Annotated in this window: 9 protein-coding genes; 6 read left to right on the forward strand and 3 right to left on the reverse strand. The window is 53.6% G+C overall.

Going from position 1 to position 14,100, the window contains the following annotated elements:
- Nucleotides 1-43: 43 nt before the first annotated feature.
- Nucleotides 44-913: an IclR family transcriptional regulator domain-containing protein gene (locus CHB88_RS23430; protein ID WP_089401784.1), complete on the forward strand. Its 870-nt coding sequence runs from the start codon at nt 44-46 to the stop codon at nt 911-913.
- Between the two features lie 609 nt (nt 914-1,522).
- Complete coding sequence (locus CHB88_RS23435; RefSeq protein ID WP_143131460.1) at nt 1,523-3,328, forward strand: phage integrase family protein; 1,806 nt, start codon at nt 1,523-1,525, stop codon at nt 3,326-3,328.
- Between the two features lie 439 nt (nt 3,329-3,767).
- Here CHB88_RS23435 and CHB88_RS23440 read toward each other — a convergent pair whose 3' ends face one another.
- Nucleotides 3,768-4,751: a ParB/RepB/Spo0J family partition protein gene (locus tag CHB88_RS23440; RefSeq protein ID WP_089401786.1), complete on the reverse strand. Its 984-nt coding sequence runs from the start codon at nt 4,749-4,751 to the stop codon at nt 3,768-3,770.
- 2 nt (nt 4,752-4,753) lie between these two features.
- Entirely contained in the window at nt 4,754-5,941 is a 1,188-nt protein-coding gene (locus tag CHB88_RS23445) for an AAA family ATPase (RefSeq protein WP_089401787.1), read from the reverse strand.
- A gap of 571 nt (nt 5,942-6,512) precedes the next feature.
- On the opposite strand from CHB88_RS23445, the gene CHB88_RS23450 reads away from it, so the two are divergent.
- Nucleotides 6,513-7,895: a replication initiation protein gene (locus tag CHB88_RS23450; RefSeq protein WP_089401788.1), complete on the forward strand. Its 1,383-nt coding sequence runs from the start codon at nt 6,513-6,515 to the stop codon at nt 7,893-7,895.
- A gap of 109 nt (nt 7,896-8,004) precedes the next feature.
- On the opposite strand, the gene CHB88_RS23455 is transcribed toward CHB88_RS23450, so the two are convergent.
- Nucleotides 8,005-8,943, reverse strand: a complete 939-nt coding sequence (locus CHB88_RS23455) for a MerR family transcriptional regulator (protein WP_089401789.1) — start codon at nt 8,941-8,943, stop codon at nt 8,005-8,007.
- 362 nt (nt 8,944-9,305) lie between these two features.
- Between CHB88_RS23455 and CHB88_RS23460 the strand changes: the two genes are divergently transcribed.
- From CHB88_RS23460 to CHB88_RS23470, 3 genes are all read left to right on the forward strand, one after another.
- Complete coding sequence (locus CHB88_RS23460; RefSeq protein WP_143131461.1) at nt 9,306-10,667, forward strand: sigma-54-dependent transcriptional regulator; 1,362 nt, start codon at nt 9,306-9,308, stop codon at nt 10,665-10,667.
- 778 nt (nt 10,668-11,445) lie between these two features.
- Nucleotides 11,446-12,216 carry a LuxR family transcriptional regulator gene (locus CHB88_RS23465; protein WP_089401791.1) on the forward strand — a complete coding sequence of 257 codons (771 nt, stop codon included), beginning with the start codon at nt 11,446-11,448 and terminating at the stop codon, nt 12,214-12,216.
- A gap of 568 nt (nt 12,217-12,784) precedes the next feature.
- The coding region (locus tag CHB88_RS23470; RefSeq protein ID WP_245845217.1) for a ShlB/FhaC/HecB family hemolysin secretion/activation protein at nt 12,785-14,100 on the forward strand (1,316 nt) is incomplete at its 3' end.

Raw genomic sequence — 14,100 nt, forward strand, 5'->3', positions numbered from 1 at the left:
TTTTGAGATCGAGGCGGCCCATGGTGCGGTCGCCGCATTCCGGATGCTTCCCATGAATGATCGCCCGTCTGCTTCGTCCCTTGAATCCTCCACGACTGAAGACAAGGAGGTTGTGACCGCAAGGAAACCGCTCTCCGTCGCTGAAGAGATCGACGCGCTCACCGATCCGAACTTCATGACCTCACTGGCGCGCGGGCTGGCGGTGATCCGCGCTTTCAGCGACCAGCGCCGCAGCCTGACGATCGCCCAGATCAGCCATCGCACCGGCATTCCACGCGCCGCGGTCAGGCGCTGCCTCTTCACGCTGAAGCAGCTCGGCTATGTGGAAGCGGAGGCCAACAACTTTTCCCTGCGCCCCAAGATTCTCACGCTGGGATACTCCTATCTATCGTCGACACCGCTGACCGTGTCATCCCAGCCCTACCTCAACCAGATCAGCCGCACGCTGAACGAATCCTGCTCACTGGCGGTACTGGATGAGCAGGAAGTGCTCTATGTCGCTCGTTCCGCCACCTCCCGGGTGATGTCGGTCGCCTTGAACACGGGCAGCCGTCTGCCGGCATACTGCACTTCCCTCGGCCGGATCATGCTTGCGCAGCTGCCCGACGAGGAAATCGATGATTACCTGCAGAGAGTCGATATCAAGGCATTCACGGAGAAGACGGTGGTATCCCGGTCGCGGTTGAAGGAAGTCATCCTTGCCGCCCGCACCGCAGGATACGCGATGGTGGAAGAAGAACTCGAGATCGGATTGCGTTCGATCGCCGTTCCGGTTCGCGGCGCGTCGGGAAGCTTCGTCGCCGGCTTGAATGTAGGCGCCCAAGCCACCCGCGTGAGCGGCCGTCAGATGAAGGATGAGTTTCTTCCAGTGCTGCTGCGCAGCGCTCAGGAACTGGCGGTGCTGCTGCCCTGATCCGCATGCCAGGAATTGCGACCGGCGCAAAGTGCGCTTCGAGAGCGAACCGGTTCGGCCCAGGGCGGGAATAGCGTTTCGACCGCTCGCCGTGGCCCGGTACCCGGCTGGTGGCCGCAGCGGGTTCAGGCTGTTGGCCGACCTGCGAACGTTGAAGGAAGCTGCAGATCGTTGTTGCGTCAGATCTGCTCTCCCCTGCTGAGACTGGATGAGACTGAGGCGAGTCGTCTGCGGAACGACAGAGCGCAGCGGTTTCAAGCAGCGCGTTTCATAGCTGCGAAACGGCACCTTTTGCGTCGGCGCGCCCTGAAAAGGGGGCTACGCAATAGCGTGAGAGTTCGGTTAGGGCAGCAGCCGCAAAGCCGTGCCGAGGAAGCGACCGGGTCGCCGGTATATCAGGCCTGACCTGCCCTAACGCCCTGCGGGGCGAACTTCGATTAGGCGACGCTGCAATTTCGTTTGTGGTTTTTACCGAATTTATGGCGGCATTCGTCTGCTTGGAAGGCAATACCTCAATTTTTATAATCAATAGTGTCTCTTCCTCGATTAAAATAAGTCCATCCAGAAAGCTGTCTTTCTTTTTTCATTCATTTCAAGCACTTATCCGCTGTGAGTCTCAGTTGGCTTGATAACGGCACCATTTTGATCAAAGTTGGTGCTCATCACTTGGCATTTCTCCGAGGCTATCTCGAGGGGCTTGACCTCGCCACGCTGGCGCGTCGCTACCTGGAAACGGCAACCTCGCCGGATCCGGAGTTACGTGTTGCGCGAACCACGCTCAAGTGGATACGTGCGCAATTGCTCATTGTGGCCCGGCGGCGCGGACATTTCCCCGAAGCGCGGCTGATCCTGATCGATCCCGACAAGCTGCGCGATGTCACGGTCCGCGTCATTCCCAGCTTGGAGGAATTCCGGGAACAGCGCGATCCGCATGAACTGTACAGCGAAGCGGAGCTGATCGAAATCTTCCAGGAAGAATATGGTCAGCCGGCTGGCAACGAACGGCGGGTGCGCCGCAATGAAAGGTTGCGCCGGCGTCAATTGCTGGCGTTGAACACGCTGGAAAAAATGATCGGTGCGCCGCCTGCGCTTGATGACGAGGTATCCGGCTGGTTGCATCCCATACTGGCAAAGCGCCTGCAGGCAGCGAATATCCATACGCTGAATGATCTCAGGCAGATCATCGCAGGTCGTGGATATCGCTGGTGGACACGCGTTCCTCGCTTCGGTGAAAAAGCGGCAGCGCAAGTGCTTGCCTGGCTGGGCAATGAAGCGGTTGAACGTTCACTTGGGGGATCGCTCGACCAACGAGCCAGAACCAAGGCGAGCATTTTACGGCAGCGTGCTCAGGAGGTAGCGCGCCCGAAGTCGTTCGGCATCCTTCCGCTTGAATACTTGCAGCCGCCTCCCGCGCTCGATGGAAGCCAAGGCTGCAACCGTGGCGCCAATTCACGAATCGATGCAGAAGATGATCTTGGCGCAATCGGGTCCTGGCTTGCGCGGCATGACGCCAAAACGGCATCGTGGCGCACCAATCGCAAGGAAGCGGAGCGATTTCTCCTTTGGAGTTTGGTCAAGCGCGGCAAGCCGCTTTCTTCTTTGGACCGGGATGACTGTCTTGCTTATCGCGTGTTTCTGGAATCGGTGGGTGGTGAAAGGTTTGCAGCTGAGGAAACGGCTATGTGGTGCGCGCCTCGCGGCACACCCCGCTGGAGTCCTTTCTGGCGACCTTTTGAAGGAAAATTGTCGGCCTCCAGCATCAATCTATCCCTTACGGTTGCCGGTTCTTTGTGCCGCTGGCTTGCAGCGAACGGTTATCTCCGCGCAAATCCGTGGCAATCCGCCAAGGTTCGGATTCGAGGAGAGGCGGTAGCCAGCGCAAGGGAGTGCTTTGGCGTCCGGCACTGGAAGATACTCCAGGCTTTCATCGACCATTCAGCACCTGGCCTGGCCACCGAAAGACTAAGACTTTTAACCCATCTGATTTGGCACGGGCACATGAGGCTTGGAGAGGTCAGATTGGTTTCCATCGGAGACCTTGAAAAGTTAGTGAGCGGAGTGACAGTGACAAGGTGGGAGAAGCTGGATCGAAGTGATCGAGCAGCACTAGCAAGTGCAGCCAGTAGATATCTGGCTGTTTTGCAAGAGCAGAAGGTTGACTTGGCGAAATCGAACCCGGCACTGCACGCGCTTAACGCGACTCGCGGCGGCGGCGTAGCATCAACGGGCACCAGACCGCTCACCCCGCATGCGATTTATCTACTGTTGTGTTCCTTGTTTCGCAATTGTGCGTCGCTGTCCGGTCTTAGCGGGGAACATACCCACGCGCTACATGGGTTATTCGGAGCGGAGGTCACTCAGGATCTTCTGGCAGAGATTGCAAAAGCGCAGCCGCGTTACTTGCTGCGCAGTTAAGCAATCTGAACCTAGGGTGAGAAAGTTTGGGAAGCGTAGTTTTGCCCCATGACTTGAGCAGTCTTGCCCTTGAGTTCCTTTCTTCCTGTCCCCTTAGGATCGCCTTTTTCAGCTTTTAACTTTCCTAGCGGTCCCTGGAAACAGTTTTTTGCTTTCTTGGGTGATTTCCCCGCTCCGCCAGCGACCCATCGACCATGTTGGGCTGCAGAAAGTTAGAGATTTCGGTGAACCGGCATAGGATTGAGCGCCGCTTTTTGGCTTGTACGCGTGGGTGCGGGTCAAAGGTGAGAAGTTTTGGGTGAACCTTAGTGTAGTTGTACCGGGCAACTTTCCAGGTTGGCATTCTATGCATGTACGCCAGAATCCGCCTTTAGGCATACACACACGCTCGCCTCTTGACCAATGAAGCGGCCTGCCCTGAGCCGGTTGTACGGTACAACTAAAAAGCGCCGCTCATCCAATCCGCAATAAGATGCTCAAGATCAGCAATACGATCCAAAGGTGCAGCACCCTTCCCAAAGCGCACTGTGACTTCTGAGCCTTTTACTACGATAGTCGCCACGACCTTACCATTGACCATGACCGGATACGCTTCCCCGGCAAGCGGCGAGCTGCTCGTCAAAAGCTCGAATATATCCTTCGCAGACTTACCGGCGCGACCACCCTTGATCAGTTCCGCAGCGATTGACAGAACACGTTCCTTTCCGTTGATGAGTGCTTCTGAAAGCGGCTTCGCCCATCGGTACTGCAGATCGAGCGGCGAAGAGAAGGCTTGAACGATTCTGTAATCCAAATCCGCCAACTTCAACGCCTTGCTTACGTTTCCAGGGTCCACCCCAAGTTCTTTGGAAAGTTGTTCCTGTGATTTAAAGAGCTTTTCATCCAGCGCACGCCTGTACATCATTCCTTGCTCCCAAGGGGAAAGGTCGGCGCGCTCTCGGTTCTCCCGATCCATTTCCTTGAAGAGCTGCTGATCATCAATATCCTCAACCATTGCCAAGACCGGCAAACCAAGCTCGGCGCAGGCACGATGACGGCGATGCCCAAATACAATTTCGTATGTATCGTCATTACCCGAGCTTCGTCGCACCTTGATCGGCTGAACATTGCCACCTGACGACGCGATCTCCTGCTTGAGTTGGGCAAACTCCGGCGATTGGAAGCTGTCGACCAGCCGGTTCGCCCAACGAGACGGTACGATTTTTTCAGCATCGAGCAGCTTGACAGGGAGAACGCCCTCATACTCCTTGAGTCGCTCTTCGAGCAATGCCATCCGCTCGTTACTCTCCTTCATCAAGCTGTTGACCATTAACATTTGGCCAGGACTTGTTCTGAGCGCATTGGGTTGGGCAGCCGCAGTCTCGCTTTTGGTCGGAACCACAAGCCCTTCCGTCTTGCGGCTTAGTCGGTCTTTCATCGACATAATCAAATTCCCTCTGTGATCTGAGACATCCAAGAATTGCGAATGGACGCTTCGACCAAATCCGTTACGCGATCGTAGGCATCACGAGCACGGCTGTAGGTCTTAGCGCTGCCCTCATAACGATTCACATCATAAACCGTTCCAAACTCGGCCGAACTGCTCGAGGTCACGGCCGTTTTGGGCACTTCCACCGGCAACACCTTCTCTGCATAAGTGGCGGAAATCCAGGAACGAACGACGTCGCTCGCCACATCGGCGGAATCGACTCTGGCCAGAAGCACATGTATGAAATCAAAGGTTTTGGAAATTCCGGCGTTTTCAACAAGATTGGAAGCCAAATCACTGAACAGACTCCAAAACTGGGCGGAACTTGCAAAATCGAGCGCATTGGGAGGCAAGGGAACGATCATGGCATCTGCCGCCATGAATGCGTTGATCGTGACATAGGATAGCGAAGGCGGCGTATCGATGATGATCACGTCATAGTCATCCCGGACATCTTCCAAACCAAGATTGATGACATCCCAAAACTGAAACTCGGGATCCTTCATCTGCCGGGAGGGAAGTACGAACTCTGCTGAAAACAGGGTCGACGAGGCGGCGACCAAATCAATACCGGACCAATAGGTAGATTGAATGGAGGGCCGGATACTGGTGGTATCACCATAAACCAAGGGCGCGATCGTCTGCAGTTCCGTCACTTCTGTATCAGGCATGATCCCGAAGAGGGTAGTCAGCGAACCCTGCGGGTCGGCATCAATCACGAGCACTTTATGCCCCCGAAGGCTCAGTCCCTGGGCGAGTACCATTGCTGTCGTCGTCTTGCTTACGCCGCCTTTGAAATTACCGATAGCCATGGTAATGGCGCGGGCTCCATCGGGACGCATGAAGTCGGCTCGGTAATGCCTAATCCAGGTGCGTGCTTCCTCAAGCGTGAATTCCCGACGAGAGCCTTTCTCGTTCAACTGGCCCGCGGGGAGGTCTGCTTTGCTGATACGATAAGACACTTGTCCTTTATCGATCCCGCACAACGCCGCCAGCTGAGTCAGCGTGAAAACAGGGGGTTTCTTTTCCGCATTGGGGGCTAGCATCCGTGAGCGGATTTGATTGACCATTTGGGTCGCACGCTCAGCCTGTTCGACAATGTCACTAATATGGATCTTTTGGACCGCTTTTACGGGTTGGATCATAAATTCCTCAGTTTTTAGAAAACAACTGATTTTACGTTATGCAGGCGGTACTCTAAAAGCCGCTACTAATCAGAAATCTGAAAAATCCCCAAAAACCGTAAAAAATTTTTGCCAGGCATCAGCTTAACTTCCTTCTTTTAGGCTGCCAAAGCTAATAACATAGGTAAACCTGAAATCTCTATAATAACTAAGCAACCCGGTTTAGTATTTAAAATCAATCACTTACCTAAATTTAGGTGAGAGTTTTTGGTATGTTAGGTGAGAAACTTTGGGCCTTCAGGTGAGGAGCTTTGGTAGCTTAGGTGAGCGTATATAGGGGCTCGAGTGAGTTGATATAGGAAACAAGGACTTAGCCAAGCCCTTTTGCGTAAACACACAACACTCGGATTTCGCTCTCTGCTTCACCGCATACGCTAGCGATCAAACTCCCAAAACTTCTCCCCATAACAGGTGAGAGGATTTGGGATGAGCTGCCATAACGAATTCCGGAAAACGGCTTTTCACAGGTGAGATTGCATCGCTAATGACCTCACTGTAGACTGTTGCTTTGGTTCCAATTTTCTGGATAGGCATGAAAAAGGCTGCGGAAAAGCGCGAGGCGAGTGTTCCGAACAGTCGATCGGAAATAGATTACCCACTTCGCAAACCGGTCAATACCTTGGCTATCGTTCCGAAGTCCGAGCGCATCACGGTCACTGCCCGGAAGATCTATAACGTAATGCTGCACTATGCCCAGCGGCAAGGCATGGCAAAAGAACGTTATCAAGTCCGGTTGGGTGATATTGCTACCGGAATCGACTTCAATTCCAACAACACTGAGCTCATCAAACAGTATTTTCGCCAGATGGCAACGACTGGCGTCGAATGGCAGTCGCCAACCACAGGTGAGGGCGCTCGATGGAGCGTTTCGGCACTGATTGCGCATGCCGACCTTATTCAGCGTGATGGCGAACTCATTCTTGAATGGAGCTATGCGCCGAACATCAAGCAGGAACTGCTTGACCCGCAGCGTTTCGCAAAAATGTCGCTTCAGGTGCAGGCGTCACTCAATACCATGGCATCCCTTGTGCTTTACGAAATCTGCTGCCGTTATGCAGACAATCCCGGCGGCTTAACGGCAAGACAGCCTTGGGCATGGTGGCGACCAGTATTGACGGGATCTCCCGACAGCCCAACGAGTGCCTACCAAGAGTACAAGATCTTCAATCGCGACGTGCTTAAAAAGGCAGTCAAGAAAGTCAATGAAGTTTCTGATCTGGAAATCGAACTGGTGGAACACCGGGTCGGTCGAGCCGTGCAGGACCTTCAATTCCGTGTGAGCCGCAAGCGGCCGGCGCCGGCGCATTCAGAAAAAGCCATCGAGCCGGTGGACTTGAAGACAATAGGGGAAGCAATCAAGGCAGGCATTCCGCAAGAGCGCGCGGAAAAACATCTTTTGAAATATGGGGCGAAGGCACTGGAGCAGGCGCTTAAGACCATGAATGAGCGTCAGTCGCGCGCCAATATGGAGCCCGTTAGAAGCCCGGACAAATATCTGACGACATTGCTGCAGTCAGGCCAGTTTGGAGATGAGAAGAAGTCCGAACAGCAGCCGATTGCCAAGGTGTACGACACCAAGGCAGAAAGGCTGAAGCTCATTGAACGTTACATGGCAATGAAACGAAATGAGTTGAACGACATGTTCCAGGAGATGCCGGAAACCGATCAGCAGGAGTGGATCTCTCGCTTTGAAACGGAGGGATTACCTGCAAGCGAAGTAGTTCGAAAGGCGTTTCGGACTAAAGGTATCGCCAGTCCCATTGTCAAGCCAGCTTTCCTGCGCTTTCTAGGCAACGCGGTTTGGGAAGAGGGATGGGAAAAACCAACGGATTCCGACCTGGTTGATCTGGCGATCATGTCAAGAGAGGAGGGGGCCAATGCCGCGACTCCATCCCTCCCACGCAAGATCGTGTAAGCAGCCAGGAAGCTCTGCGCTTACGAGCAACGGCGCATCTTTCAAGGCAGGGCCGTTGCGGTAAGGCTGGAGGCGAGAGAGCGACGTAAGCTCCTTAGCCGTATCCATATCAAGGGCGACCCTGGGACTGCGGCTGCGCTTGCCGCCAATCGGCAAGCGCAATGCCGATTCCTTCCAGTCCGAGCACTCTTATTCCGTCGGGCGGACGGCGATGGATGACACTACAACTCCCTCCGGCCCAGATTTCACAGGAACGAGGAAGCGCACTGCGCAACTCGCTCAAATCTTCAACGACATGATTACCGTTCATGGCTTCGGAAAAAGAGAGGGCGACAATGTCGGCATCCTGCTTCTCCGCGGCCCGTGCAATGTCCATGATTGGCGTCTGCGTCCCAAGCGAAATGCATTTCGCTCCTTCCAGCGCGAAAATGGCTTCGGCCATCAGCAAGCCCAATCCATGGGACTCATAGGGAAACGTGGTGAGCAGGATTTTGGGGCCAACCGAACCTTCCTCGGGGAGTACCGATACGGCTGAGATGGCGTTGCGAATGACAACCTGAGCCGACTCGGTATAGAGGTGTTCCTCGTAAACCGCAATTTCTCCAGTTGCCCATAGCGTACCAATGATCGTATTCAGTGGGGCAATCACTTCGCTGATGAACCTGTACAGCCCCAGACGCAGCAATTCCCTTGAAAGTAGACGCCGCAAATCGTCGAAGCGGTGCTCTTTGCATGCGTCCAGGTAAATGCGCAGATCGTCGCGCTTCTTTTCAAAATGAGCCGGTCTCGTAGAAATCTTCTCGGCCTGCTCGGCCAAAGCGCGCAATTCAAGAACTTCAAGGTTGATGATCTTGCTCGGACGGTAGCCGCTGTCAATCAGGCGCTTCAACAATCTCAACTTCTCAACCTGCTCGATTGAGTAACTGCGATCGCCAAGGGCGTCTCGGATCGGCTGCGGAAAGCTGTAACGCTTTTCCCATACACGCAAGGTATCCTTTGACAAACCGGTATCACGCTCTACGCTGCCGATACTGAACAACATTTCCATAATGGTATTTTCCGTCCTTCTTTTGCATCAGCCAAAGAAGACAAGTTTCGTTCGATGTAGCGCCCAACCACGCTCTTTTGGGGCTAATACTACCAAAACCCCGGCTCGGCAGAGACAGCAAACGTCAACCAAGACCATTCGCCGCACGCAAGAGCGGTATTGGTTTAAATCAATACGTCTCCATAAATCGTCCTCTGCTTCCAAGTTATCCCTCTTTTGAAGCGTATACCTCCCCTTTTGACCTGTACAAGCCCACGGTCCCTCAAATACCCTTGAGCCACATATAGATAAAACAATTGCAATTAATTCTGCGTTGTCAATGACTTCGGTTCAGCGCATAAGTGGAACAAAAGGGGTTGATCATGGGGAACCAAGAACTGTTGGTAATCGGGGGAAATTCCGACTATTTAACCCACGTATGCAATTTGTTGAACGATTTCGGGTGCTCGCCTCGACAAAATCAAGTAATAGACATTGCAGAATGCCTTGCATGCATTAACGTCTCCAACCATTTTCTTTATTGCGTCTCGAAACTCGACGCTACTAGCCTTGAAGAATTCAAGAAATTGAGCCTTGCTGCGCCTGCTGCGGAAGCAGTGGTCTTATTCTCCAGACCTTCTGCCGAACAAGCATTCCTCTACCTGAATGAAGGCGCCGCTAAAGTCCTCGTTATTCCGCCAACCAAGGAAGCGCTGCCTACGCAAACAATGGAAAAGCGTCTAGCAGAATGCCTGCCTCAAAATCATTTGAACCTTGCTGCGCCAAACGGCCGAAAGTCTCGCTCAGCAACGGAGAAACGCTTGGCAAACCTTGCCCTGGTTGCACGCTCCAATTCAAATATCCTCATATCAGGACCTAGTGGTAGCGGAAAGAACTATTGTGCACGATTTATCCATGACCATAGTCGCCGCAAGGGTTTTCCGTTTGTCGTTGTCGATTGCGCCTCCATTCCCGACACGCTGATCGAATCCGAATTGTTCGGCCATGAGAAGGGGGTTTTTACCGGCGCAGCAAATGCCAGAACGGGCTTGTTGAGAGAAGCAGATCGCGGGACGGTAGTCTTGCTTGGGATCGAGGATTTCTCCCTGAATAACCAAGCGAAATTGTTGCGCGCATTACAGGAGCGCGAGGAACGTCCAGTGGGATCCCAGGTCAATATTCCGATCGACATCCGAGTCATCGCTACTTCACGGATCGACTTGCGTGAAAGAGTAGCCAAGGGTGAATTTCGTGAAGATTTGCTGTACAGGCTTAACACGATTCACGTAAGTCTTCCATCACTTGCGGAGAGGCGAGAGGATATTCCGGGCATTCTCGCCAACTTCCTCGACGAGCTAAAGCTTGCCAAAGGTCTTTCGTCAGAAATCCGTCTCAGTGCACAAGCCTTCTTCGCACTATGCTGTCTGCCTTGGCCCGGGAATATCCGCCAGCTTAGAAACGTAATCTTTCAAGCCGCAGCGTTCGCAAATTTCAAATATATAACCGAAGCGGAGATTGCCAAGGCCATAAACAGCCCGGTAATAAAGTATTCATTCCGAAGCGCCAAACAGCAGCTCGAAGCTGACTATTTGAGTCTGGTAATGAAAAAAGCGAGGGGCCACGTTCCGCTGGCCGCCAATATGGCCGGACGCAATCGCACAGAGTTTTACCGACTGCTAAAACGGAACAGCATGTCTCCAACGAGTTGGCAGCCTCCGGTGGAAAGAAACGTCACGGCGGCTTAAGCCGTTGCGATTACTCCGAATGCGATCTGTGAGTCAACGCTCCGTAAACTACGGATGGTGGCTAAGCAAGTTCAGTAAAGGCATGCGATTACGTCGACATCATGCTTGATCATCTAAACCGATGAACTGCGCCGTTCAGCAGAGCCGGTAAAAGCGGCTGTCGATATCCAACAATCAATTCGAAAAGAAACCGAAGATCTATCTTGCCGTATCTTGAAAAAGTTAAGTGAATTACGAAGAAACGAAAAAGAAATGCAATAAGATTTAGCTTCAGTGGACATCTCCACGGTGGAAGGTATGCGCTTCAAATTTAGATCAGAGCGAAATACGCGATCTGGATTCAGGTTTTCCCCTCAAAAGCTTTACCGACATTGACCAAGCCGCTCCCATAAAGAAGTGAATTTATTCTGGCGATACAGGAAAGCATTGAGCGCTGAGATTCATGATGTGTATGTTTAAATCTTTAATCGCGCCAGTTTAGTAATGGGCAGCTATTTGGCTTGCTCTGACTTCGGCTCTCCTCACCTCAAAACCATTTAATTCGTGCATTTAAAAAGTCAAATTGGGCTCCGCATATTTCTTATCCTAATTTGACCAAGTGCAACCTGCTTTTGACCTGTACCTATATCGCCCAATTTCCTATCCTTAAGTAACTTTCTTAAAGGAAATTTATAGCAAACCGATACATGAAAGAGATTGCGTAATCGGTTTGTATTCGATTTAAGGAAGAGGTAAGTAACTCAATTTGAATATATTGAATAATAGTACTGGGGGCCATATGGGAGATAGACTGGAAAAGCAATGCCGAGAAAGCCAAGTGTTTATCGTCTCAAACGACTACATTTTCCGCAAAAAAATCTCCATCACGCTGAGGTCAGGCCATCAAACCCCTCAAGAGTTCGACTCCGTAAATGAATTTCTGAGCCAAGCGACTAGCGGCAATCTGCCTGGCGTAGTTCTGGTTGATGCGGACATGCCTTCATTCTCCGAAGATAAGCTCAAGTCCTTAAAGGCAATAATTCACGGAAAAAAGCTCGTTTTATGTACCTCAACCAATTCTTCTGACCTAGTACATCTCAGCTTGAGGTATGACGTAAATGGAATATTTTCCAAGTCCGATGAAGCGGGGCTGATGGCTGCATCGATCAACTTTATTCTTCTCGGCGGAACTTACATCTCCCGTGCATTGATATCGAATCTTATTGACGGGCATCCTTCGGTGCTGCCAATGAGCGGAATTCGTCATCAACCTGGCAAGAATCTGAGCAACCCGATTCCGCTTGACGCGGAAAGGGCCGTGATTGAGAAACTTCCTGGCGTATCGATGTTAACCGCTCGTGAAAAGGAAGTTTTGTCGCGCCTGTTGTGCGGGGAGGCGAATAAGGAAATTGCAAAAGAGTTTGGCGTATCACCCGGGACAATCAAGAACTATGTAACAAATATTCTGAGGGCCACTAACATGGCAAGCAGAAGTAAGCTGATCGTTCATATGCACTCCATACACACGGCGATTGCATTGAACTCATCAGGGTTCAACGGAATGCACTGAGCAGGCTTTTAAAGTCTGGAGCTCAAGCCGCGGCAAACTGAATCGCCGCATCAGGAACGGGCGTAGCGCTTTGTCGCTGCGCCCGTTTTGCTTTGGTGACGACGCCTCACATCTTGGATTAGCTCGCTTAGTACAAAACACAGCCGATCTTGAAGAGCGTAATGACATGAGCAATTAATTTTGCGCCACACGCGAATACATTGATGTTTGTCTTCGATACTCCACGCAACCACCCCTAACGCTGTAAAAACACGACACCGGAAGCAGGTAATCCTTCAAAAAAGGATTAACAAAAGGTTAATATTAATAAATAGTTAATTCCGACCGGGGAGGTACGTTGAAGAACGCAAGTAACGGATAAGTCGTCGCCAGCGGCTCTTCAGGTTCCATTGATCGTCCCGTTATCCATCGCGCTCGTCGCCGCTTCGCGTGGTTCCGTTCGGGCGCCATTTCATTAGAAACCGTGCTGAAATTTTTCAGGCATTTCATTCTTTGCCGGGCAGCGCTTTGCCTGCGAAAACCGCATCGTCAAGTCCCCGCCCGTGGCTTCGGTGCTTTGGCGAGCCTATTGCTGCTCGCCTTCGCCGCACTGCCAATTCATGCCCCGACCGTGCCGCCGTCGCCGGCCGACATCGCGCAGGAAGGCTTGCGCCGGCAAGAGGAGCGCGCCCGCGAACAGCAGCAGCATTTGAAGCCGGATGCGGACCTGCTGCAAGCAGCCAAGCCAACCACAATCTCCGACAAGCTGCCGGAAGAATCGCCCTGCTTCCCGATCCAGGGCGTCGAGCTGACCGGCCCGGATGCAGCGAAATTCGCCTGGCTGGCCGATGCGGCGCTGCCCTACCTTCGTCAGTGTGCCGGCGCGGCGGGCCTGCGGCAGATCGCTTCCGCACTGGACGCCAGGCTGATCGAGCAGGGCTACGTCACTTCCCGCGCGAGCCTGCCGCAGCAAAACCTGAAGGAAGGCATCCTCACGATACGCCTGCATGTCGGCCGCATCGCCGGCATCAGCATGAACCAGGCAGGCAACCCCAAGGCGCCCGACGCCGCATGGGGCACCTGGCGCAACGCCTTTCCGGTGAGTGACGGCGACATCCTCAATGTGCGCGACCTGGAACAGGGCGTGGAACAGATGAAACGCCTGCCCAGCCAGGCGGTGGCCACCGAACTCGAACCCGGCGAAGAACCCGACACCAGCCGCCTGCGCATCCTGCGCATCCTGCGGCAGGCGGGAACCTTCCGGCAGCGCCTGCGCGGCGGCATCACGCTCGACAACTCCGGCAGCCGGGCCGTCGGCAAGCCGCAGTTGTCCGCCTACGCGTCGCTGGACAACGCGCTCGGCCTGAACGACATCTTTTCCCTGTCCGCCAACAGCAATATCGAAAGCCTGCGCCCGGACCATCGCAGCCAGAGCCTGAACCTGCAATACACCATTCCCTGGGGATACAACACCTTCACCCTCAGCCGCAGCCACAACCGCTTCGCCCAAGTGGTGCAGGGAACGACGGCGCGCTTTCTCTCCAACGGCAGCAGCGACAGCGCCGACCTGCGCTGGCATCGCATCCTGCTGCGCACCAGCAGCGCCAAGGCTGGCGCCTATGCCTTAGTCGGCACCCGCCGCGCCAGCAGCTACCTCGACGACGTGGAGCTTATTGTCCAGCGGCGACGCACCACCAACCTTGAAACCGGCATCACCTACAAGCAGCTGCTCGGCGCCGCCAGCGTCGACCTGGAGATCGGCCACCGGCAGGGCATCAACTGGCGCGGCGCCCAGGATGATCTGCCGACTGCAGCCGAGGGCGGGTTGACGGTGCGGCCGACGATCACCGTCGCCTCCGCCGGCCTCAGCCTGCCGTTCACGCTCGCAGGACGGCCGATGCTGCA

Source organism: Noviherbaspirillum humi, from assembly GCF_900188095.1.
GTDB classification, from domain to species: Bacteria; Pseudomonadota; Gammaproteobacteria; order Burkholderiales; family Burkholderiaceae_D; genus Noviherbaspirillum; species Noviherbaspirillum humi.

What these genes read in the sequence shown, in the direction of transcription:
- CHB88_RS23445 (WP_089401787.1), bottom strand. Translation starts at nt 5,941, where the DNA reads ATGATCCAACCCGTAAAAGCGGTCCAAAAGATCCATATTAGTGACATT.
- CHB88_RS23465 (WP_089401791.1), top strand. Translation starts at nt 11,446, where the DNA reads ATGGGAGATAGACTGGAAAAGCAATGCCGAGAAAGCCAAGTGTTTATC.
- CHB88_RS23460 (WP_143131461.1), top strand. Translation starts at nt 9,306, where the DNA reads ATGGGGAACCAAGAACTGTTGGTAATCGGGGGAAATTCCGACTATTTA.
- CHB88_RS23430 (WP_089401784.1), top strand. Translation starts at nt 44, where the DNA reads ATGCTTCCCATGAATGATCGCCCGTCTGCTTCGTCCCTTGAATCCTCC.
- CHB88_RS23440 (WP_089401786.1), bottom strand. Translation starts at nt 4,751, where the DNA reads ATGTCGATGAAAGACCGACTAAGCCGCAAGACGGAAGGGCTTGTGGTT.
- CHB88_RS23450 (WP_089401788.1), top strand. Translation starts at nt 6,513, where the DNA reads ATGAAAAAGGCTGCGGAAAAGCGCGAGGCGAGTGTTCCGAACAGTCGA.
- CHB88_RS23455 (WP_089401789.1), bottom strand. Translation starts at nt 8,943, where the DNA reads ATGGAAATGTTGTTCAGTATCGGCAGCGTAGAGCGTGATACCGGTTTG.